We start from the raw sequence: 21,505 nt of genomic DNA on the forward strand, positions 1-21,505 counted from the left end.
TCAACCCTCAGCCGGCGACGAGCTCCTGGGTGCCCACGGCCCGCAGGACGAACGCCTCGGTCGCCTCGATCGCGCGCTCGCGCTGGGCGGGGTCCTCGGGGATGAGGCGGCCCGAGAGGCACGCGTTGACGAGCTGGACCGTGGTGCCGAGGTCCTGCTCGGGGAACTCGCCGCACGCGATGCCCGCGGTGAGGATGCGGCGCAGCGTGTCCTCGACGATCACGGCGTGCTCGCGCAGGCGCTGCTGCGTGCCGCGCGAGAGCACGGTGCGCAGGTCGGGTCCGGGGGCCAGGTGGAAGACGCGCTTGAGCTGCGCCTGCTGGCGGATGTAGGTGCGCAGCTGCTCGACCGGGTCGTCGACGCCTTCCAGCGCGCGCTCCAGCGTCCCGACGTACTGCTCGGTCTCGTGCGTGATGAACCCCAGGAGCAGCGACTCCTTGTCGGGGAAGTGGTTGTACACCGCGGTGCGCCCCACGCCCGCCGCGGCGGCGATGTCCGCGAGGGAGATCGCGTCGAAGCCGCGGTCCATCATGAGGTTCGAGAGCGCCGCGAAGAGCTTCTGACGGGTCTGTGCGCGGTGCTCGTGGAGCGAACCGCCGATGATCTTCGGCATGCTGACATCATAGGCACTACGTGTCAGATTGCTAATTCGTGTCGTTCCGCGGCCCAGGACGCCGCGCCCCGAGCCACCTACACTGGGCCCCAGGACCGGCAGGACTCGACGAAGGCGTCGAAGGAGGCGATCATGACCGACCCCACGGCCGTGAGCGCCGCGCACGCCGCCTTCCTGAGCACGGGAGCGCTCCCGCCCGGCGTCCGCCCCCTCGTCGCCGCGTCGTGGCGGCGCAGCGCCCGCAGCGGCGTCGACCCCGACGTCCCGCACCCCGACGTGTCCATGTCGGACGCCGACCTCGGCCCCTACCGTGCCCGGCACCCGCTCGCGCGCGCCATGCCGATCGTGCGCGACCTCCTCGTCGCGGGGCTCGCGGGGGAGAGCGCGGTCGTCGCGATGACCGACGACGCCGGCCGGTTGCTGTGGGTCGAGGGCAGCGCCAGCGTGCGCGACGACGTCGGACGCATCGGCTTCGTCGAGGGCGCGGTGTGGCGCGAGGAGCGCGTGGGGACCAACGCACCCGGCACGGCCCTCGCGACGGGCCGTCCCGTCCAGGTCCTCGGTGCCGAGCACTTCACACGCCCCGTCCAGTCGTTCAACTGCGCGGCCGCCCCCGTGCGAGACCTGCGCACGGGGCGCATCCTCGGGGTCCTCGACGTCACGGGCGGCCAGGTCGCGGCGTCAGGCCTCGTGCTGTCCCTCGTGCGCGCCTCGGTCGCCGCGGTCGAGCGCGAGCTCGCCGAGCGGTCCGAGCAGTTCGAGCAGAGTGCCGCCGGCTTGCCGATCGGCCCCTTCGCGCCGCGCCTCGACGTGCTGGGCGTGTCCAACGGGGTGCTCCGCGCCGCGGCGGGCGCAGCAGCGGGCTGGCCCGCACCGGGCGCCTACGCGTCCGCGCCCGACGGCGGCACGCACGCTGCGCCGTCGGGCCGGCTGAGCCTTCGCCACAGCGAGATCCTGCTGCTGCTCGCCGCGTCGCCGCGGGGGCTCGGCGCCGACGAGCTGGCCGTCCTGCTGCACCCCGGCGAGCTGTCCGACGTGACGGTGCGCGCGGAGGTGTCGCGGCTGCGGCGGGCCGTCGGGCCGTTGCTGGGCGGGTCGCGGCCCTACCGGCTCGGGGCGCCGCTGCGCACCGACCTCGACACCGTGCGGGACCTCCTCGCCGCGGGCGACGTCCACGCCGCGCTCACCGCGTACCCGGGCCCGGTGCTGCCGCGGTCGGTCGCGCCGGGCGTCGAGCGGCTGCGCGACGAGCTGTCGGCCGAGGTGCGCGGGGCGGTCGTCGCGTCGGGCGACGTCGGGGTGCTGGGGCGCTGGCTCGCGAGCGACGAGGGCGCCGACGACCACGCGGCGTGGCGCCGGCTCGCGGCGCTCGCGGCCCCCGGGACCCCGGCGGCAGCCCGGGCCCGCGCGCGCCTCGCGCTGCTGGACCGCTCGCTGCGCTGACGCCGGGATCGTTCTGACACCGTGACTGCAACCCTCCTGCAACCCTGCGCTGCGTAACGTCCGGTGCACCCGGGCGCAACGGTGCGCCCCGGGATGTGGACCGCGCCGGACGGCGGGCAGACGGCAGGCGGCGGGCCACGCACGGCACAGAGCACTGCAAGGAGGCAGACGCACATGACCGTCTACGCTGCCCCGGGCACCCCCGGAGCCATCGCCGAGTACAAGTCTCGCTACGACCACTGGATCGGCGGCGAGTACGTCGCCCCGGCGAGCGGCCGCTACTTCGAGAACCCGAGCCCCGTCACGGGCCGCACCTTCACCGAGGTCGCGCGCGGCACGGCCGAGGACATCGACCGCGCCCTGGACGCCGCGCACGGCGCCGCCCGGACCTGGGGGAAGACGACCGCGACCGAGCGCGCCGTGATCCTCAACAAGATCGCCGACCGCATGGAGGCGAACCTCGAGAAGATCGCGGTCGCCGAGACGTGGGAGAACGGCAAGCCCGTGCGCGAGACCCTCGCCGCGGACATCCCCCTCGCGATCGACCACTTCCGCTACTTCGCGGGCGCGATCCGGGCCCAGGAGGGGTCGATCTCCGAGATCGACGAGGACACCATCGCCTACCACTTCCACGAGCCGCTGGGCGTGGTCGGGCAGATCATCCCGTGGAACTTCCCCATCCTCATGGCGGTGTGGAAGCTGGCCCCGGCGCTCGCTGCGGGCAACTGCGTGGTCCTCAAGCCCGCCGAGCAGACGCCCGCGTCGATCCTGTTCCTGATCGACATCATCGGGGACCTGCTGCCGCCGGGCGTCCTCAACGTGGTCAACGGGTTCGGGGTCGAGGCGGGCAAGCCGCTCGCGTCGAGCCCGCGCATCCGCAAGATCGCGTTCACGGGCGAGACCACGACGGGCCGGCTCATCATGCAGTACGCGAGCCAGAACATCATCCCGGTCACGCTCGAGCTGGGCGGCAAGTCGCCCAACCTGTTCTTCGAGGACGTCGCGCGCGAGAAGGACGACTTCTACGACAAGGCCCTCGAGGGGTTCACGATGTTCGCCCTCAACCAGGGCGAGGTGTGCACGTGCCCGTCGCGTGCGCTCATCCAGACGTCGATCTACGACCAGTTCCTGGGAGACGCGATCGAGCGGACCCGGGCCGTCAAGCAGGGCAACCCCCTGGACACCGAGACCATGATCGGCGCGCAGGCGTCGAACGACCAGCTCGAGAAGATCCTCAGCTACATCGACATCGGCAAGGCCGAGGGGGCCAAGGTCCTCACGGGCGGCACCCGGGCGGAGATGAGCGGCGACCTCGCGGGCGGCTACTACGTGACGCCGACGATCTTCGAGGGCAAGAACTCGATGCGCATCTTCCAGGAGGAGATCTTCGGGCCCGTCGTCGCGGTCACGGACTTCGCGGACTTCGACGACGCGATCACGGTCGCGAACGACACCCTGTACGGCCTGGGTGCGGGCGTGTGGTCGCGCGAGGCCAACATCGCCTACCGCGCGGGCCGCGAGATCCAGGCGGGCCGCGTGTGGACGAACTGCTACCACGCGTACCCCGCGGCGGCCGCGTTCGGCGGGTACAAGGGCTCGGGCGTGGGCCGCGAGAACCACAAGATGATGCTCGACCACTACCAGCAGACCAAGAACCTCCTGGTCAGCTACTCGGCCACGAGGCTCGGCTTCTTCTAGGCCGTGCCCGCCGTCGTGGGCGGGGCCAGAAAGCACGGCCCCGCCCGCTCGTCCAGTCAGCGGCTCCGCCGTCCAGTCCGCCACGAGGGGAGAAGGATCATGCCCGACGACGTCACGTCCGGCCCGCAGGTCACCGCACCCGGGGCGGTGGGGTCCTCGCCCGGCCGGGTGCTGCCCGAGCGGGTGGCGCTGACCCCCGCCGCGGCCGAGCTGCTCGCCCGCCTGCGGGTCCAGTACGGCGAGCTCATGTTCCACCAGTCCGGGGGGTGCTGCGACGGGTCGTCACCCATGTGCTACCCGCAGGGCGAGTTCCTCACGTCGGAGGCCGACGTGCACCTGGGCGACCTGGTCGTCGTCGACTCGTTCTCGGAGCTCGCGGAGCCCGAGCTGGCAGACGTCGCGCTGAGCGGCCCCGCGGGTCCGCTGGGTGCCGGGATCGTGCTCGACGGGGACGGGGGCGCGGACGCCGTCGACCTCGCGGGGCCGACGTTCACCGTGCCGTTCTGGATGAGCCGCAGCCAGTTCGAGTACTGGAGCCACACGCACCTGACGGTCGACGTGGTGCCGGGGCGCGGCTCGGGGTTCAGCGTCGAGGCGCCCGAGGGCGTGCGGTTCATCATCCGGTCCCGGCTCTTCTCGGACGAGGAGTCGGCGGCGCTCGCGGGCCAGGTGCTCTGAGGTCCTGTCAGGACGCGCGTGGTCCCGGGTGCTCGCCGGTTCTGGCACGTGCGACCGCGGCGAGGATCACCCGCCGTGCGCTGCACCCGGCCCGCCACCCCGTGGCAGTGTTCGGACCATGAGCAGCGAACGGTTCCGACCATGACCACCGACGCGCGGCCGCGACCCCGGGTCCCCGGCAAGGTGGTCCTCGCGTGCGTCGCCGCTGCGCTCGGCGGCCTGCTGTTCGGGTTCGACACGTCGGTGGTCAACTCCGCCGTCGGGGCGCTGAGCGAGCACTTCGAGCTGAGCGCGAGCCTGCGCGGCATGGTGGCCTCGCTCTCGCTGCTCGGGTGCGCGGTGGGTGCGTGGTTCGCCGGGTCGGTGTCCGAGCGTCTTGGGCGCGTGCGCGTCATGCTGCTCTCCGCGCTGCTGTTCGGTCTCTGCGCGGTGGCTGCTGCGTTCGCCCCGTCGGTGGGCGTGCTCCTGCCCGTGCGCTTCCTCGCGGGCGTGGGGATCGGCGCGGCGTCGGTCATGGCCCCCGCGTACATCGCCGAGATCGCGCCGCCGCGCTCGCGCGGTCGCCTCGGCGGGCTGCAGCAGCTCTTCATCACGATCGGGATCTTCGTGGCCCTCGCGGTCGGGCTGGCGATGTCGCGAGCGGCCGGGGGAGCGGTGCACGACCTCTGGGCGGGCATTCCCGCGTGGCGGTGGATGTTCCTGGCCGAGCTCGTCCCCGCAGCGCTGTACGGGCTTGCGGCCCTGCGACTGCCCGAGTCGCCTCGCTACCTCGTGGGCCGTGGTCGCGAGATCGAGGCCCAGCGCGTCCTGCAGGGGTTCACCGGCCTCGGCGACGACGAGGTGGACGAGGAGGTCGACCGCCTTCGCGCCTCGATCGGGGCGCACGCCACGTCCTCGCTCCGGGACCTCCGCGGCCCGGCCCTGGGGCTTCGGCCCATCGTGTGGATCGGCCTGGGCGTCGCTGCCCTCATCCAGCTCAGCGGCATCAACGCCGTGTTCGTCTACTCGACGTCGCTGTGGGAGTCGGTCGGCTTCACCGAGTCCGAGGCCCTGACGATGTCGCTCGTGACCGCCGGCGTCAACATCGCGGTCACGGTCGTGGCGATCGGGCTCGCGGACCGGTTCGGGCGCCGGCCCATGCTCGCGGCCGGGTCCGTGGGCATGGCGGTCGCGCTCGCGGTGACCGCGTTCGCGTTCGGGCAGGCGACGACGTCGGCCTCGGGCGAGCTGGTCTTCCCGATGGCGTGGGCGATGACGGCGCTCGTCGCGGTCAACCTCATGGTCGTCTCGTTCGGGCTCACGTGGGGCCCCCTCGGCTGGGTGCTGCTCGGGGAGATGTTCCCGCCCGCGATCCGGGCGACGGCGCTGGCGGTCGCGACGGCCGTGCAGTGGTTCGTGAACTACGCCGTGACGCGGTCGTTCCCCGTGGTCAGCGAGGTGTGGGGGCTGCCCGCCACCTACGGGACCTTCGCCGCCGTCTCGGCGTTCGCGGTGTTCTTCGTGCTGCGGTTCCTCCCGGAGACCAAGGGACGGTCCCTCGACCAGATGGGCGACGGGGCCCGGGCAGCATGACGTTCAGGACATCACCCTGTCGTACTCTTCCCAGGGGTCGCCAGCGGCTCGTAGCGTTGAAGCCGAGACCGGGGAGGACCGATGTTCACGCAGGTCGTCGTGCACCGTCCGCGCCCCGAGTTCCGCGACGTGACGCTCGCCTACCTCCAGCAGGCTGCCCTCGTCACGCGGTCGATCACCGGGCTCGTACAGGCAGCGGTGTGGTCCGAGGGCGACGAGGAGCGGCTGGTCCTCACGACGACCTGGGAGTCGTCGGAAGCCTTCACCGCGGGCGAGGACGCGTTGTTCGACCTGTTCCGGAGCGTGCCGTTCGAGGAGTGGATGCTCGAGCCGCTCGACGTCCTCCTCCTCGACGAGATCCCGCCACCCGCCCCGCAGGAGTGAGGCCCACGGGATGGACCGGGGGTTCCGCGCCGCGCGCCGGGGCCCTAGCATCCCGGCATGACGACGCCTCAGCAGCCCGGCCCGGCCGACCCCTCCGGCATCACCCCTGACACCAAGGACTGGACCTGGGTCCTGGACCGCCCGTGCCCCGAGTGCGGGTTCGAGTCGGGGACGGTCGACCCGGACAGGGTGGGGCCCGCGGTCCGTGCGACGATCCCGCGCTGGCTGGACGTGCTGGCTCGCCCCGACGTCGCGGTGCGCCCCGACGAGCGCACGTGGTCCCCGCTCGAGTACGCGGCGCACGTGCGGGACGTGTTCGGCATCTTCGACGTGCGTCTCGCGTCGATGGTCGAGGGCGACGACCCGCTGTTCGCGAACTGGGACCAGGACGCGGCGGCGCTCGCGGGCGACTACGAGCACCAGGACCCGCAGCTCCTCGCCCGGGAGATCGAGATCGCGGGCGACCGGGTCGCGGGGCGGTTCGACGCCGTCGGGCCCGACGACTGGGAGCGGCCCGGCCGCCGGTCGAACGGCTCGGTCTTCACGGTGCGCACCCTGGGCCAGTACTTCCTGCACGACGTCGTCCACCACCTGCACGACGTCGGCGCCCCCACCTCCTGACCCGAGCCCGGCGCCCGCACCCGACCCACGCCCGTAACCTCCCGGCATTCTGCGCGGTCCTCGGGGCGCCTAGCGTCACGTCATGACGCTTCCTCCGACGGGGTGGGTCCCCGACCTGTACCGCAGTGACCACCTGCTCGCGCTGCCGCGTTCGCGCGGCGTCGCGCGCCCGGGGATCGAGGCGCTCGCGCGGGCCTGGTTCCCGGAGGCGGGCTGGGTCAGCGAGCCGACCAGCGGTCCGGCGGAGCGCCCCATGGCGGGCGCGCGCTTCCGCGGCGTGGTGCCCGACGACGTCCGTCGCCCCGGGGTGCTCCGGCTCACCGAGGGCGTCGAGGTCGTCGGGCCGTTCGTGGTGCTGTCGCCCGGCGCGCAGGACCTGGGCCTGGCCTCCTCGGCCGCGGAGGTGTGGGCGGTCCGGGTCGCGCGCTCCTCGCGGGGGCGGGTGCCGCTCGACACCGAGGACCGCGACGGCCTCGGTCGGGTCTTCGCGACGGGCCTGCCCGACGACCTGGAGCTGCGGGTCGTGCGGTGGGCGGTCGCGGCGGCACGCAAGGTCGGCGGCAGCGTCGCGGTGGACGGGACGCAGGTGCTCACGCCGGACCCGGCCCGGGGGGTGGACCTGACGGTGTTCAGCGCGCACGCGCTCACGCCCGACTCGGCCCTGGGGGTGCTGCGGACCTTCGTCCCGGGCGCGCGCGTGGCGGCGGTCGAGGAGCGGGAGGACAGCCTGGTCGACTTCGTGCTGGTCGGGGAGACGGCGTACGACGGCGCGGTGAAGGTCGTGGTGCAGAAGGTGGACAGGGTGCCGGCGGCGTTGGCGCCGCTCGACTGGCGCGAGTACGGCCCGTTCGCGTACCGGCTGCTGTGGCTCCCGACGGACGTCTACGAGCTGGAGGTCGAGGAGCCGTCGGGGCTGCACCTCATCGCTCGGGCACGCATGCGGGCGTCGCTCGCCCGCCTCGCGGCCGTGCTGCAGGGCCGGGTCCAGGGCGTCCTGGTCGACGACGGCGGCTTCGAGGTGTCCGCGGCGGAGGTCGAGGAACGCATCGCAGCGGAGAGCACGGCGAGGTTCTGGGTGTGAACAGCCCCCAGAGTTATCCACAGATTCTGTGCACAAGCCTGTGGGTGGCGACGTGAGGACGGTGTTCTCGTTGTGGACGAACCTGTGGTGAACGAGCCCGCCGAAAAAGGGTCCGTCGACCTCTTGCACGGTCGGCCCGAGCAGGACTAGAAACGTCACTATCGGCTTCGAAGGGTAAGGCAGCAGCCCCCAACGACGCCCTCCCGTACGGGAGGACGGACCGGCAAGGACGCTGGAACCACATCCCCCGAGAGCCCCAGGCTGACCGGAGAACGGTGAGACGTCCCGCGGGTCCCAACAACCCCGGGCTGCGGGTGACGACGCAGGTCCCGACCGGAACCGGAAGGCCGATCGTGAGAGGCGCCTTCCAGGAGAACAGGACGAGCACCCGCTCGTCGTGGGGAGGGCGTCGAGCCGCGACGTCGACGCGGAGCCCGGCCTGACCCTCCAGGTCCGGCCGCCTCAGGGCACACGGTCAGTCAGCGAGGCTCCCGGCCCCCGCCGGGGGCCTCGCTGTGTCTCGGCGGTCGGTCGCCAACGGTTCCCCGCCATCCGGCTCGTCGGCTCGGTCCGCAGCGGCGGGCCCCACGCCGGAGGTGAGCCTAGGCTCGTCCCATGAGCAACCTCGAGACCCGGCCCCGCGAAGAGGTGTGCGCCGCGGGGAGCCATGCTCCGTCGTCGGGCGCGCAGGACGTCCCGGGCGCAGGATCGCCCGTCGAGATCCTCGACCACCGCCAGGTCCCGCTCGGCGGTACCCGCGCCATGGACGTGCGCCGCACGCTGCCGCAGCGCGTGCGCTCGCTCGTGGGCGCGTGGTGCTTCCTGGACCACTACGGGCCCGACGACGTCTCGACGTCCGACGGCATGCAGGTCCCGCCGCACCCGCACACGGGCCTCCAGACCGTGAGCTGGCTGTTCGCGGGCGAGATCCTGCACCGCGACTCGGTCGGCTCGTTGCAGACCGTGCGGCCGGGCGAGCTCAACCTCATGACGGCCGGACGCGGCATCTCGCACTCGGAGGAGTCGCCCGCGGGCGTGCGCCCGCCCCTGCTGCACGGCGTGCAGCTCTGGGTCGCGCTGCCGGCGGACCGGCTCGGTGACGAGCCCTTCTTCGAGCACCACGGCGACCTGCCCGCGTGGAGCGGGCCTGGGGGCGAGCGGGTCCAGGTGCTCGTGGGGGCGCTGAGCGTGGGCGGCGCCGAGCTGCGGTCGGCCGCGACGGTCTTCACGCCCCTGGTCGGGGCGCAGGTGGACCTGCCCGCGGGGGCGTCGGTCGAGCTCGCGGTGGACCCGGGCTTCGAGCACGCGCTGCTCGTCGATGCGGGCGACGCGTCGTTCGAGGGCGTGCCCGTGCCGGTCGCATCGCTCGGCTACGTCGAGCCGGGGCGTTCGGTGCTGACCGTCTCGGCGGGGGAGCGAGCCGTGCGGGCCGTGCTGATCGGCGGCGAGCCGTTCGCCGAGGAGATCGTCATGTGGTGGAACTTCGTGGGCCGCTCGCACGACGACGTCGCGGCCGCGCGTGCGGACTGGATGGCGCAGGTCGAGGTCGCCCAGGGCGACGGGGCGGAGATGCCCGGAGCGGGCGGTCCCGAAGTCCCCCTGCCCGGGGACGGCGGCACGCGCTACGCCGCAGGGGCGTCGGGCCGCCGGTTCGGGCAGGTCCTCGGGTACGACGGCGGGCCGCTGCCCGCTCCGGTGCTGCCGGACGTGCGCCTGAAGCCGCGCAGACGGCCGGCCTGAGGTCTCGCCCACATCCAGATCGTGGGTTGTCAGGGGACGCGCAGGATCCGGACCGGATCTCGGTGCGCGGCGGCCAGGGCGGGCGGTACTGCCCCTGCGAGGGCGATGAGGACCGCGAGGGTCGCGACGCCGGTCGTGAACGTGGGGTCGGGCAGGGTGCCCGTCAGATGGTGCACGACGGCGAGCCCGCCCCCGACGCCGAGCGCGATCCCGGCCAGGGCAGCGACCCCGGTCTGGACCAGGACGAGGGTGATGATCGCGGTGCGCGTGGCACCGAGTGCGCGACGCCGCCCGAAGTCCCGGCGCCTGCCCGCGACGGCCCCGAGCATGGTGATGGTGATGAGCGCGAGTCCGACCCCCAGGACGACGGCCATGAGCTGTCTGGACGACGCCCCGAGCTCCCCGGCGACGACCTCGCGCAGCGCGAGCGCGCCGTCGGGGGTCTCGACCGTGATCTGCCGGGACTCGGCTGCGGGCATGACGGCCGGGATGGCTGCGGCGAGTGCGTCGACCGTGGTGACGTCGGTCGCCATGGCGTACACGTAGCGTGCCTCGACGGGCGGGGGCGTGTCCCCGGACGTGCCGGGGCCGCTCGGGGCGAGCGGCGTCGTCGGGCTGGAGACGAGGATGCTGGTGCTGAGCGACGCGAGCGGACCCGTGGCCTCGTAGACCCCGACCACGGGCCACGAGCGTGGGCCGTCGGTCACGGTTCCGACGCCGTCGACCATCCCGAGCGTGCGCGCCGCGTCGACCCCCATGACTGCCTCGCCCTCGCGCGGGGTTCGGCCCGTGACGATCTGGAGCGCGGGGAGCAGGCCGCCGTACAGGGGACGCAGGGCAACCCCGGCGGACAGCCCGCCCGTGTCGGCGTTACGGACATCGGTCACCGATCCCAGCGCGAACGCCCAGCTCACGGAGTCCAGGCGCGCGACGTCCTCGACGCCGCGCGCGTGCATGTGCGCGTTGCCCGACTGGTCGAACGCCGTGACGAGCCGTGTCCCGACGCCGTCGATCCGGTCCATCACCGCGCGTTCTGCGGCGGCGGACTGCCCGGTGGTCGCGAAGACCACGAGGCACACGATCGCGACGACGAGCGCTGCGGTCGCTGTCGCGACGGGCTGGGCGAACGCGGACTTTGCGCCGTCGGCGAGGAGTCGCGCGGGACGCGGCGACCCGGGCCAGGTCTGTCTCCTGCCCGACCGCGGAGCATCAGTGGGGAGGTCGGGTGCGGCGGTGCGGGGGTCGGGTGCGGGGGGTGAGAGCTGCTGCTCGGGCGCGCTCATGCCAGGACCAGCCGGTGGTCGGCCTCGGCCGCGAGCTGCTCGTCGTGCGTCGCGATGACGACGGTCGCGCCGCTTCGCGCGTGGTCGCGCAGGGCGTCCCACACGATGCGGGCGGAGGCGTGGTCGAGGTTGCCCGTGGGCTCGTCGCCGAACACCACGCGCGGGGACGTGAGCAGTGCCCGGCACAGGGCGACCCGCTGGGCCTGGCCCCCAGAGATCTCCCCAGGCCGGTGCGTCGCCCGGTGCCCGACGCCGAACCGGTCGAGCAGGTCGGCGGCGCGGGTGCGCGCGACGCGGGCGGGCATGCCCGCGAACAGGGCGCCCTCGCACACGTTGTCGGTGATGGTGCGGGCCGGGTCGAGCATCGCGTCCTGGAAGACGAACCCGACGTCCGCAGCACGCAGGCGCGAGCGCTCGGCGTCGGGGAGCGCCGCGACGGGGCGACCGTCCCACAGCACCTCGCCCGAGGTCGTGCGCAGCATGAGCGCCAGGATGTAGAGCAGCGTCGACTTGCCCGACCCGGAGGGGCCCGTGACCGTGGTCAACGCGCCGGGCGCGAAGGCCGTGGTCAGCCCCTCGATGACCGGGGGAGCAGCCTTGCGGTACGCGAACGTCAGGTCGCTCGTCGCGAGGGTCACGGCGTGGTCCCGCCTGTGCCGCCTTCGGTCTCAGCCGTACCGGCGTCCGACCCGTCACCCTTGCCTCCGGTCGTACCCCCGCTGGCCCCTGGGTCCTTCTCGCCGAACAGCCGTACGACGTCACCCACCGCGATGCCGTCGACGACCGCGCGGCCGTTGCCCTGGGACAGGATCGTGACGGGGACCTGCTCGCCGTCCTCGGTGACGACGAACGCCTCCCCACCGGCTCGCGTGCCGATCGCTGCTGCCGGGACGGCAGGACCGGTCGCGGCCTCGACGGTGATGATGTTCCCGGTGAACAGCGCGTCCTTCTCGGCGACCGGGACGCTGCTGCACGCAACGCCGCACAGCGAGCCGCCGTCGGGGGCCGTGAGGGTCAGAACCAGCAGGCCGTTCGTCGTCGTGGTCGCGGACGCGATCACACCGTCCCAGGTCACGTCGGACCCGGTCACGGATACTGGGCCTGACGTGGGGACGAGCCCGGCCTGGTCGGCGGACAGCTCCATGACGAACGTCGGGCTCAGGCCCAGCGAGGACACCACGGCCTTACCGGGAGTCAGCTGAGCACCGAGGAAGACCTCGGGATCGAGGACGACCCTCGCCGGCAGCGTGCCGACGAAGACGACGTCCCCCGCGCGGACGACCCCGTCCTCGGTGACCGTGGCGGTCTTCTGCCACTTCTTGACCGCCGCAGTCGTGGCTGCGGAGAACTTCCCGTCCGGGGCGCGGACCTTGAGATAGCCCGCGTCGCGCAGGAACTCTTGGAGCTGGCGGACGTCCGCACCCTCGCTCCCCTCGGAGAGGTCACGGAATGAGGGAACTGCGCCGGACGCGATGACGACTGGCCGCAGGTCCACGGTGTAGAGGATGTCGCCCGCCGCGACCGTGTCGCCCTCGGCGACCTCGAGGGACGTCACCGTCCCCGTGGCGGCCCCGGTTCCGAGCGGCGTCTTGTCCCATCGGGCCGCGACAGGAAAGGACATCGAGTTCCCGATCGTCTCCTCGCGAACCGTGTAGAGCGGGACCGCAGACTCAGCCGCAGGAGCAGCGGGCGGAGCGAGCGTCGCCCGCCCGGCCCACAGTCCACCAGCCGCGGCGAGCAGCACCACCAGAACCCAGGCCGCTCGGGCCCCCCACCTGCGTTTCACTGCTCGTCCGTTCTCATGGGGAAGGTCGTCTCTCCTCGCAGCATGCGCCTGACTCATGGTCCTTCCACCTGCGGTCGGCCACGGCTACAGGCCGATGCGCAGCCGGGACGATCAGAGACCAGCGATGTCCGGCTGGGGGCAAACCTTGTTGATGCGGATCTGTTCGGCCGCAGCCTCCGCGCCAGGGAGGGTGTCCAAGTGCCTGGCGACATCGTCGTAGGCCGTCCAGCCTCCTTGCGCGGATTCGACGTATGCCTCTTCGGTCGCACCTACGGGGCTGACGTCGTAGCCCTCGTTCCTCAGACAATTGCGGACATCGAGCTCGCGTTGATACAGGCCGTGCAGCATGTCCTCGGTAAGTGGTGAACCGTAGTCCTCGCCGAGGAATTCGCGAGTGCATGTAGCAAGTGTCGAGGCGCCCCCGTCGGCATCTGTGCCGACGGGCCACGTAATCATGCCGATCTCGTCCATCGTGACCTCGTAGCCGGCTGATCGGAGGCAGGTCTGTTGAAACGAGAACAACTCTTCCTCTCGCTGTACCTGCTGAGTCATCCAGGCAGGTTCGACGTAAGGAGCGTTCTCGTCGACGGGAATCTCGCTCGACGGTTCAGGGGACGTACATCCGACCAGGAGAACCGCTGTCAGCATGACGAGCGATGCGGAGAAGATTGCGCGGGAATCGGTTGACGTCACTGGGGATCTATTCCTCGAGGTGAAGGATGCGCGGGGAGGTGGGGTGTGCTGCAGCTGATCCTCAGCCGCAGCACACCCTGTCTCACCGAATGCAGTCAGTTGTCAGGCTCTTGAGGTCGCCGGCTGTGACGGCGACCCATGTGCCGGCGCGAGCGCCGCTGAACGTGTAGGTCTTCGTCGCGGCAGTCCCCCAGCTCTTGGCGTGCGGGAAGACGCTGTTGGGGGACTCAGGAGGTGAAGCACTGATGTCATAGGTGCTCTTGGTCGTTGCCTTGCTACCTCCGGTGGTCCATGGAGAGCAATCGACCGACCGGCTAGCGGCTCCGTAGGCGCTCGCGCTACCTGCCGGGACGAAGATCAGTGCGGCGGCCGCGAGCAGGCCGATCGCCCCCCCCTGCTGTCTTGCGATGCATTCGTGTTCCCTTTCGTCGGGGCCGTTCCCCTCATTGGGAAGAGACCCGTGCGTTTTGGACGGGTTTCAACTTAGGGCAGCCTGGCGGTCCCTGTCCAGCATTTCCGGGTCCACAGTAAATGTAGACCGAATGGTAAGGAATAGTGCTGGAATGAAGTTCACGCGCGAGGAGCTTGGCTGCCCGCGGGTGCGTGTGCGGATCCCACAGCAACCAATCGGTAGGTCACGCAACGGGGGCCGCTTGTCCACGCCCGCGACGGCAGCCGTGCTACGAACGGCTACTTCGGCCGTTCCGACGGGTCCCACCCCGGCCGCGGCTCGCGGGACGCCACGGACGCGTCGCGCGAGCGGTACACGATGTAGGGCCGGAAGATGTACGGCACGGGCGCCGAGAACGCGTGCACGAGCCGCGTGAAGGGCCACAGGATGAACAGCAGGTTCGCGGCGACGATGTGGAGCTGGAACGCCGCGGGCACGCCTTCCATGAGCGCGGGCTGGGGCTGGAAGTACCAGAGGGACCTGAACCACGGCGAGATGGTCTCGCGGTAGTTGTACCCGTGGTTCTCGGCGAGGAGCTGGGTCTGGACGGTCGCCCACGCGCCGAGCAGGATCGACGCGGCGAGGAACACGTACATGACCTTGTCCATGCGCGTGGTGGTGAGGAACACGGGCCCGGTCGTCCGCCGCCGGTAGACGAGGATGAGCAGCCCGGCGACGAGAGCGAGAGCCGCGAGCGACCCCATGTAGGTGGCCACGAAGTGGTACGCGCCCTCGTCGATCCCGACGGCCTCGGTCCAGGTCTCGGGGATCACGAGCCCCAGGACGTGCCCGAGGATGACGAACAGCAGGCCGAAGTGGAACAGCGGCGACCCGAGCCGCAGGAGCTTCTTCTCGTAGAGCTCGCTCGACCGCGTGGTCCACCCGAACTTGTCGTAGCGGTACCGCCACACGGACCCGACGACGAACACCGCGAAGGTCACGTAGGGGAAGACGACCCACAGCAGGATGTCTCCCGTGCTCGCTCCAGTCATCGTCGTACCTCCTCGGGCGGCGCCCCTGCGGGGGCGAACGGTTCGAGCGGCCCCATGGCCGACAGCCCGACCATCTCGGTCGGCGGGCCCGACGTCACGAGCTCGAGGTACCGCCGCTCGGTCTCGGCGTCGAGCGGGGGCAGGGTCAGGCACACGGCCTCGACCACGAGCGCGTACGGGCTGGCCATCGCGGCGAGGGCAGATCGCAGCACCTCGATGCCCTGGCGGTGCGAGCCGAGCAGCCCCGCGGCGATGCGTTCCTCGTCGCGGGTCCTGGCCCGTGCGGAGAACTCGAGGGCCATGGGCAGGTAGTCGGGCAGCTCCTCGCCGTCGACCTCCCACCCGGCGGCCCGGTACGCCTGCACGAACCGCACGAGCGCCATGCCGCGCTTCCGGGTGTCCCCGGCCGCGTAGTACGACAGGTACATCGAGCACTTGCGCTTGAGGTCGAACGTCGCGACGTAGCGCGCCTCGAGCGCGGCGGGCTCGCCGGTCTCCAGGTCGTCGAGGAACGTGTCGAGCCGCGCCTGCACGGCATCGGGAAGCTGCCCGACGACGTCGCGCACCTCGCGCGCGGCGGCGAGCGTCCCGGCGTCGGGGTAGTCGAGCAGGAGCGAGGCGGCCATGTGGGTGGTGCGCCGTTGCGCGGGCGTGGCCCGGACCGGCGCGAGGGGCTCCAGGAGGGGCGTGCGCGCCGTCGGGCGGGGCAGGAAGGTCGTCGCCGGGGACTTCGTGAACAGGCCCATCATCGGGCCGCCGTGCCGTCGCCGGACGTGTCCGGCCCGGGGCCGTCCGAGCCACCGGGAGATCCCGGCGGGAACAGGCCCGGGGGCCGGCCGTTGCCGTCCCAGTTGAGCAGGTTGACGCGCCCGGACGTCGAGGGGCCGTTGGGGGAGTCGGCCGTCTGACGGGCCTGGAGCACGTGGAAGTTCTCGACCGCGACGGGCACCGGGGTCCCGCTCGACGAGCCGAACGGCCCGGCGCCGCCCATGCCGCCCATCCCGGGGCCGCCGTCGAAGTCGAGCGAGCAGCTGATCTCCTCGAGCTCGCGCGCGATCTCCTGGTGCGCCGTGGGGATGACGTAGCGGTCCTCGTACTTGGCGATCGCGAGCAGGCGGTACATCTCCTGGATCTCGGTGCCCGTCATGCCGACCGCGCGGGCGACGGCCTCGTTGGGCTCGTCGCCCAGGTTGATGTCGCGCATGTAGGTGCGCATCGCGGCCAGACGGCGCAGCGTGCGCTCGACCGGCACGGTGTCGCCCGCGGTGAAGAGCCCCGCGAGGTACTCGAGCGGGATGCGGAGCTTGGAGATCGCCGCGAACAGGGTCCGCGGGTCCTCGCCGTCGTTGCCCGACGACCCGACCACGTCGACCACGGGCGACAGCGGCGGGATGTACCAGACCATGGGCATGGTCCGGTACTCGGGGTGCAGCGGCAGGGCCACGCGGTACTTCTGGATGAGCGCCCAGATGGGCGAGGCCTGCGCGGCCGCGATCCAGTCCTCGGGGATGCCCTCGGCGCGCGCGGCCTCGACGACCGCGGGGTCGTTCGGGTCGAGGAAGACCGAGCGCTGCGACTCGAGGAGGTCGTGCTCGTCCTCCACGGCTGCGGCCTCGGTCACGCGGTCCGCGTCGTACAGGACCAGGCCCAGGTAGCGCAGGCGCCCCACGCACGTCTCGGAGCAGACCGTGGGCAGGCCGACCTCGAGGCGGGGGTAGCACAGCGTGCACTTCTCGGCCTTGCCGGTCTTGTGGTTGAAGTAGACCTTCTTGTACGGGCAGCCCGTGACGCACATGCGCCACCCGCGGCACTGGTCCTGGTCCACCAGGACGATCCCGTCCTCGGCCCGCTTGTACATGGCCCCCGACGGGCACGAGGCGACGCACGCGGGGTTGAGGCAGTGCTCGCAGATGCGCGGCAGGTAGAACATGAACGTCTGCTCGAACTCCGAGGCCACGTGCTCGCTCATGTGCTGCAGGATGGGGTCGTCCTGCATGGTCTCCTTGGACCCGCCCAGGTCGTCGTCCCAGTTGGCCGACCACTCGATCTTCATGTCCTCGCCCGTGAGCAGGGACTTGGGCTTCGCGACCGGCGTGTGCGGGCCCTGCGGGGCCGAGAGCAGCATGTCGTACTCGTACGTCCACGGCTCGTAGTACTCGTGGATCGAGGGGAGCTTGGGGTTGGAGAAGATCGTCGCGAGCTTCTTGGCCCGCCCGCCCGCGCGGAGCTTGAGCTTCCCGCGCCTGGTCCGGACCCAGCCGCCCTGCCACTTCTCCTGGTCCTGGTAGGTCCGGGGGTAGCCGAGACCGGGCCGCGTCTCGACGTTGTTGAACCACACGTACTCGACGCCCGTACGGTTCGTCCACGCCTGCTTGCACGTGACCGAGCACGTGTGGCACCCGATGCACTTGTCGAGGTTCATGACCATCGACATCTGAGCCATCACCCGCATCAGTACGTCACCTCCTGCGAACGACGACGGATCGTCGTGACCTCGTCGCGCTGGTTGCCCGTGGGGCCCAGGTAGTTGAACGCGAAGGCGAGCTGCGCGTAGCCGCCCACGAGGTGGCTCGGTTTGAGCAGCACCCGCGTCAACGAGTTGTGGATGCCGCCACGCAGCCCCGACGTCTCGGCGAGCGGGACGTCGATCGTGCGGTCGGTCGCGTGGTGCATGTACACCGTGCCCTCGGGCATGCGGTGCGAGACCACGGCCCGCGCCACGACCACGCCGTTGCGGTTGTACGCCTCGATCCACTCGTTGTCGCGCACCCCGATCTTGTCGGCGTCGCGCGGCGACATCCAGACGTTCGGCCCGCCGCGCGACAGCGAGAGCATGAACAGGTTGTCCTGGTACTCCGAGTGGATGGACCACTTCGAGTGCGGCGTCAGGTACCGCACCGCGACCTCGGCCTGGCCCTCCGAGCCCGGGTAGCCGCTCGGTGAGCGGTCGCCCAGCGGCGGCGAGTCGGGGAACAGGCGGTGCATGTCGAGCGGCGGCCGGAAGACCGGCAGCTGCTCCCCGAGCTCGGTCATCCAGTCGTGGTCGAGGAAGAAGTGCTGGCGTCCCGTGAGGGTGTGCCACGGCTTGAGGCGTTCGACGTTGATCGCGAACGCGGTGTACCGGCGGCCCCCGTGCTCCGAGCCGGACCACTCCGGGGAGGTGATGACCGTCGTCGGGCGGGACTGGACGTCCGGGAATGTCACCCGCTTGCCCTGCTCGTCGCGCGCGAGGTCCGCGAGCTCGACGCCCGTGCGCTTCTCGACGTGCTCGAAGCCCTGGACCGCGAGGCGACCGTTCGTCGTGCCGGAGAGCGCGAGGATCATCTCGCACGCGTGCGTGTCCTTGTCGAGCCGCGGGCGCCCCGCCGCGGGGCCCGAGGGGACGAGGCCGTTCTTCTGCCCCAGGACCCGCACCTCCTCGCCGGGCGAGAACTGCACGCCCTTGGTGACCATGCCGAGCTTCTCGGTGAGCGGTCCGAGCGAGGCCATGCGGTCCGCGAAGGCGGGGTAGTCGCGCTCGACCACGACCAGCTTGGGCATGGTCACGCCCGGGACCAGGGGACGGGACGCGGACCCCGCGCCCGAGTCGACGATCGTGCCGTGCGGCACCGACATGGCGTCCGGGGTGTCGTGCAGCAGGGGAGCGGCCACGAGGTCCTTGCGCACGCCCAGGTGCTCGACCGAGTACTCGCTGATCTTCCGCGCGATCGTGTGGAAGATGTCGAAGTCCGTGCGGGTCTGCCACGGCGGGCTGATCGCCGGGTTGAACGAGTGCACGAACGGGTGCATGTCCGTCGTGGACAGGTCGTGCTTCTCGTACCAGGTGGCCGCGGGCAGCACGACGTCCGAGAACAGCGTCGTGCTCGTCATGCGGAAGTCGAGCGTCGTGAGCAGGTCGAGCTTGCCGCGCGCGCCCTCCTCGGCCCACTCGATCGACTGCGGGCGCCGCCCCGGCGCCGACTCGTCCGCGAGCACCGCCGAGTCCGTCCCCAGCAGGTGCTTGAGGAAGTACTCGTTGCCCTTGCCCGAGGACCCCAGGATGTTGGCCCGCCACACCGTGACGCAGCGCGGGAAGTTCTCGGGGGCGTCGGGCGCCTCGACCGCGAACCGGAGCGCGCCGCTGCGCAGCTCGGAGACCACGTAGTCCGCGGGGGCGACCCCGGCGGCCTCGGCCTGGTCCACGAGGTCGAGCGGGTTGCGGTCGAACGTGGGGTAGCTCGGCATCCAGCCGCGCTGCGCCGACTCGACCAGGCAGTCGGCCGTGGTCCGACCCGCGAACATGCCCGAGCCGAGCGGCGTCGCGAGCGCGTCCGCCAGCAGCCCGTCGTAGCGCCACTGGTCCGTGGCGACGTACCAGAACGCCGTGCCGATCATCTGGCGCGGTGGCCGCGACCAGTCCAGGCCGCCCGCGTACTGCGCCCATCCGGTGACGGGACGGCACTTCTCCTGCCCGACGTAGTGCGCCCAGCCGCCGCCGTTGACGCCCTGGCAACCCGTCATGGTCGTCAGCGCGAGCATGGCCCGGTAGATCGTGTCGGCGTGGAACCAGTGGTTCGCCCCCGCGCCCATGATGATCATCGAGCGCCCGCCCGACCGCTCGGCGTTGTCCGCGAACTCGCGACCGATCCGTGCGGCCGCCGCGGCCGGGACCCCCGTGAACTGCTCCTGCCACGCCGGGGTGCCGGGCGAGTCCGCGTCGTCGTAGCCCGAGGGCCACTCACCCGGCAGGTCCAGGTCCTCGCGGTTCACGCCGTAGCGGGCGAGCAGCAGGTCGAACACCGTGGTCACCAGGTGCCCGCCCACGCGCCGGACCGGCACGCCGCGCGTGACCGAGCCCGCGCCGCCGGTGTGCCTCCCGGTCTCGCCTTGGTCGGGGTCGGGGGACAGGTCGAAGCGCGGCAGGTCCACGCTGACGGCGGTGTGGTGGGACGCGCCGTGCGTCTCGTGCGCGGCCCCCGGGATCCCCGGAGCGCCCGCCACGCCGTCCGCGACGGACAGCAGCGGGACCACGCCCTCCAGGTCGAGGTTCCACCTGCCCTCGTCGGCCTCGCCGAACCGGTGCCCGAGCGTGCCGTTGGGGATGACGACGCCCCCGTCGGCGTCGAGCAGGACGGGCTTGAAGGCCGCGTTGGCGGCGCTCGCGGCTCCTGGCAGCACGTCGTCGCCCAGGTCGGCCGCGGTGAGGAACTTGTCCGGGACGTAGGTGATGCGTCCCGCGGTGTGAGCTCCGCCGTCGGGCCCCGACGAGGCCGACGCCGGGCTCGGCGTGAGCGTGACCAGGAACGGCGAGTCCGTGTATCTCCTCAGGTAGTCCACGAACGGCGCCGTGCGACGTTCCACGTGGAACTCCCGCAGGATGACGTGCCCCATCGCGAGCGCCAGCGCGCCGTCCGTGCCCGGGTGCACGGCGAGCCACTCGTCGGCGAACTTCGTGTTGTCGGCGTAGTCGGGCGAGACCACGATCACCTTCTGGCCGCGGTAGCGCGCCTCGGCCATGAAGTGCGCGTCGGGCGTGCGGGTCACCGGGATGTTCGAGCCCCACATGATGCAATACGACGAGTTCCACCAGTCGGCGGACTCGGGGACGTCGGTCTGGTCGCCGAACACCTGCGGGGAGGCGACCGGCAGGTCCGCGTACCAGTCGTAGAACGACAGCATCGCGCCGCCCAGCATCGAGATGAACCGTGCGCCCACGCCGTGCGAGACCATCGACATCGCCGGGATGGGCGAGAAGCCCGCGATGCGGTCCGGGCCGTACGTCTTGATCGTGTGGACGTGGGCCGCCGCGACGATCTCCGCGGCCTCCTCCCACGACGCACGCACCAGGCCGCCCTTGCCGCGCGCCTGCTTGTACGCGCGCGCCGTCTCGGGGTTCCCCGTGACCTCGGCCCACGCGCGCACGGGGTCGCCCGTGCGCGCCTTCGCGTCGCGGAAGGCCCGCAGCAGCACGCCCCGCACGTACGGGTAGCGGACCCGCGTCGGGGAGTACGTGTACCAGCTGAAGGCCGCGCCGCGCGGACAGCCGCGCGGCTCGTACTCGGGCGAGTCCGGGCCGACCGACGGGTAGTCCGTCTGCTGCGTCTCCCACGTGATGATGCCGTCCTTGACGTACACCTTCCACGAGCACGACCCGGTGCAGTTCACGCCGTGCGTCGAGCGCACCACCTTGTCGTGCGACCACCGGTCCCGGTAGAAGACGTCGCCCTCGCGACCCCCCTGGAGGAACAGCTGGCGCAGGTCCGGCGAGACCTCGCCGCGGCGCAGGTGCTTGCCGAGCCGGAGCAGGGCGTCCTCACCGCTGCCCCCCGGGGACTCAGGGCGTGGGGCGTCCGCGGCGCGGGCGTCGGTGCCCGGGCCGGGGACGGTGGACTGCGACATGCGACCTCCTGGGGCGAGCAGGACCGTGCGTGTTCGTTCGTCTGCCTCGCAGTATGCCCACGTCCCGCAGGGTTCTGCCCGGGGAGCAGGGC

The 21,505-nt window shown here is 71.9% G+C and carries 17 protein-coding genes; 8 read left to right on the forward strand and 9 right to left on the reverse strand.

Features of this window, described 5'->3' with window-relative positions:
* Window positions 1-7: 7 nt before the first annotated feature.
* A complete protein-coding gene (locus H9640_RS08315; protein ID WP_056644728.1) occupies window positions 8-613 on the reverse strand; it encodes a TetR/AcrR family transcriptional regulator in 606 nt (201 codons plus the stop codon).
* Window positions 614-745: 132 nt separating this feature from the next.
* Here H9640_RS08315 and H9640_RS08320 point away from each other — a divergent pair, with 132 nt between their 5' ends.
* From H9640_RS08320 to H9640_RS08355, 8 genes are all read left to right on the forward strand, one after another.
* Window positions 746-2,056, forward strand: coding sequence for a sigma-54-dependent transcriptional regulator family protein (locus H9640_RS08320; RefSeq protein ID WP_191790233.1), 1,311 nt, complete (start codon window positions 746-748; stop codon window positions 2,054-2,056).
* Between the two features lie 174 nt (window positions 2,057-2,230).
* The gene (gene adh, locus H9640_RS08325; protein WP_191790234.1) at window positions 2,231-3,754 is read left to right on the forward strand and encodes an aldehyde dehydrogenase; all 1,524 of its coding nucleotides are present in this window, start codon (window positions 2,231-2,233) and stop codon (window positions 3,752-3,754) included.
* 99 nt (window positions 3,755-3,853) lie between these two features.
* Window positions 3,854-4,432: a DUF779 domain-containing protein gene (locus tag H9640_RS08330; RefSeq protein ID WP_191790235.1), complete on the forward strand. Its 579-nt coding sequence runs from the start codon at window positions 3,854-3,856 to the stop codon at window positions 4,430-4,432.
* A 141-nt stretch (window positions 4,433-4,573) separates the two neighbouring features.
* Complete coding sequence (locus H9640_RS08335; protein WP_191790236.1) at window positions 4,574-6,004, forward strand: sugar porter family MFS transporter; 1,431 nt, start codon at window positions 4,574-4,576, stop codon at window positions 6,002-6,004.
* Between the two features lie 81 nt (window positions 6,005-6,085).
* The gene (locus tag H9640_RS08340) at window positions 6,086-6,388 is read left to right on the forward strand and encodes an antibiotic biosynthesis monooxygenase (protein ID WP_191790237.1); all 303 of its coding nucleotides are present in this window, start codon (window positions 6,086-6,088) and stop codon (window positions 6,386-6,388) included.
* 57 nt (window positions 6,389-6,445) lie between these two features.
* Window positions 6,446-7,009, forward strand: a complete 564-nt coding sequence (locus tag H9640_RS08345) for a DinB family protein (protein WP_191790238.1) — start codon at window positions 6,446-6,448, stop codon at window positions 7,007-7,009.
* Window positions 7,010-7,091: 82 nt separating this feature from the next.
* Window positions 7,092-8,090: a hypothetical protein gene (locus H9640_RS08350; protein WP_191790239.1), complete on the forward strand. Its 999-nt coding sequence runs from the start codon at window positions 7,092-7,094 to the stop codon at window positions 8,088-8,090.
* Window positions 8,091-8,705: 615 nt separating this feature from the next.
* The gene (locus tag H9640_RS08355) at window positions 8,706-9,830 is read left to right on the forward strand and encodes a pirin family protein (protein ID WP_191790240.1); all 1,125 of its coding nucleotides are present in this window, start codon (window positions 8,706-8,708) and stop codon (window positions 9,828-9,830) included.
* 29 nt (window positions 9,831-9,859) lie between these two features.
* Here H9640_RS08355 and H9640_RS08360 read toward each other — a convergent pair whose 3' ends face one another.
* The 8 genes from H9640_RS08360 to H9640_RS08395 form a co-directional block, all read right to left on the reverse strand.
* Window positions 9,860-11,113, reverse strand: coding sequence for an FtsX-like permease family protein (locus H9640_RS08360; protein ID WP_191790241.1), 1,254 nt, complete (start codon window positions 11,111-11,113; stop codon window positions 9,860-9,862).
* On the reverse strand, window positions 11,110-11,751 hold the full coding sequence (locus H9640_RS08365; protein WP_191790242.1) for an ABC transporter ATP-binding protein: 642 nt from the start codon (window positions 11,749-11,751) through the stop codon (window positions 11,110-11,112). The genes H9640_RS08360 and H9640_RS08365 overlap by 4 nt, the downstream gene beginning before the upstream one ends.
* Window positions 11,748-12,734: a peptidoglycan-binding domain-containing protein gene (locus H9640_RS08370; protein WP_191790243.1), complete on the reverse strand. Its 987-nt coding sequence runs from the start codon at window positions 12,732-12,734 to the stop codon at window positions 11,748-11,750. The genes H9640_RS08365 and H9640_RS08370 overlap by 4 nt, the downstream gene beginning before the upstream one ends.
* Window positions 12,735-13,010: 276 nt before the next feature.
* The gene (locus H9640_RS08375; RefSeq protein WP_191790244.1) at window positions 13,011-13,592 is read right to left on the reverse strand and encodes a hypothetical protein; all 582 of its coding nucleotides are present in this window, start codon (window positions 13,590-13,592) and stop codon (window positions 13,011-13,013) included.
* A gap of 690 nt (window positions 13,593-14,282) precedes the next feature.
* Window positions 14,283-15,035 (reverse strand): respiratory nitrate reductase subunit gamma, encoded by a 753-nt coding sequence (gene narI / locus H9640_RS08380; protein WP_191790245.1) that lies wholly within the window; start codon window positions 15,033-15,035, stop codon window positions 14,283-14,285.
* Window positions 15,032-15,784 carry a nitrate reductase molybdenum cofactor assembly chaperone gene (narJ, locus tag H9640_RS08385; protein ID WP_225226872.1) on the reverse strand — a complete coding sequence of 251 codons (753 nt, stop codon included), beginning with the start codon at window positions 15,782-15,784 and terminating at the stop codon, window positions 15,032-15,034. Before narJ ends, narI begins: the two co-directional genes overlap by 4 nt.
* Window positions 15,781-17,487 (reverse strand): nitrate reductase subunit beta, encoded by a 1,707-nt coding sequence (gene narH / locus H9640_RS08390; protein WP_191790246.1) that lies wholly within the window; start codon window positions 17,485-17,487, stop codon window positions 15,781-15,783. The genes narJ and narH overlap by 4 nt, the downstream gene beginning before the upstream one ends.
* A complete protein-coding gene (locus tag H9640_RS08395; protein WP_191790247.1) occupies window positions 17,487-21,413 on the reverse strand; it encodes a nitrate reductase subunit alpha in 3,927 nt (1,308 codons plus the stop codon). The genes narH and H9640_RS08395 overlap by 1 nt, the downstream gene beginning before the upstream one ends.
* Window positions 21,414-21,505: the final 92 nt, after the last annotated feature.

It is taken from the genome of Oerskovia gallyi, assembly GCF_014836745.1.
GTDB lineage: Bacteria > Actinomycetota > Actinomycetes > Actinomycetales > Cellulomonadaceae > Oerskovia > Oerskovia paurometabola.

What these genes read in the sequence shown, in the direction of transcription:
- H9640_RS08315 (WP_056644728.1), bottom strand. Translation starts at nt 613, where the DNA reads ATGCCGAAGATCATCGGCGGTTCGCTCCACGAGCACCGCGCACAGACC.
- H9640_RS08320 (WP_191790233.1), top strand. Translation starts at nt 746, where the DNA reads ATGACCGACCCCACGGCCGTGAGCGCCGCGCACGCCGCCTTCCTGAGC.
- adh (WP_191790234.1), top strand. Translation starts at nt 2,231, where the DNA reads ATGACCGTCTACGCTGCCCCGGGCACCCCCGGAGCCATCGCCGAGTAC.
- H9640_RS08330 (WP_191790235.1), top strand. Translation starts at nt 3,854, where the DNA reads ATGCCCGACGACGTCACGTCCGGCCCGCAGGTCACCGCACCCGGGGCG.
- H9640_RS08335 (WP_191790236.1), top strand. Translation starts at nt 4,574, where the DNA reads ATGACCACCGACGCGCGGCCGCGACCCCGGGTCCCCGGCAAGGTGGTC.
- H9640_RS08340 (WP_191790237.1), top strand. Translation starts at nt 6,086, where the DNA reads ATGTTCACGCAGGTCGTCGTGCACCGTCCGCGCCCCGAGTTCCGCGAC.
- H9640_RS08345 (WP_191790238.1), top strand. Translation starts at nt 6,446, where the DNA reads ATGACGACGCCTCAGCAGCCCGGCCCGGCCGACCCCTCCGGCATCACC.
- H9640_RS08350 (WP_191790239.1), top strand. Translation starts at nt 7,092, where the DNA reads ATGACGCTTCCTCCGACGGGGTGGGTCCCCGACCTGTACCGCAGTGAC.
- H9640_RS08355 (WP_191790240.1), top strand. Translation starts at nt 8,706, where the DNA reads ATGAGCAACCTCGAGACCCGGCCCCGCGAAGAGGTGTGCGCCGCGGGG.
- H9640_RS08360 (WP_191790241.1), bottom strand. Translation starts at nt 11,113, where the DNA reads ATGAGCGCGCCCGAGCAGCAGCTCTCACCCCCCGCACCCGACCCCCGC.
- H9640_RS08370 (WP_191790243.1), bottom strand. Translation starts at nt 12,734, where the DNA reads ATGTCCTTTCCTGTCGCGGCCCGATGGGACAAGACGCCGCTCGGAACC.
- narI (WP_191790245.1), bottom strand. Translation starts at nt 15,035, where the DNA reads ATGACTGGAGCGAGCACGGGAGACATCCTGCTGTGGGTCGTCTTCCCC.
- narJ (WP_225226872.1), bottom strand. Translation starts at nt 15,784, where the DNA reads ATGATGGGCCTGTTCACGAAGTCCCCGGCGACGACCTTCCTGCCCCGC.
- narH (WP_191790246.1), bottom strand. Translation starts at nt 17,487, where the DNA reads ATGCGGGTGATGGCTCAGATGTCGATGGTCATGAACCTCGACAAGTGC.
- H9640_RS08395 (WP_191790247.1), bottom strand. Translation starts at nt 21,413, where the DNA reads ATGTCGCAGTCCACCGTCCCCGGCCCGGGCACCGACGCCCGCGCCGCG.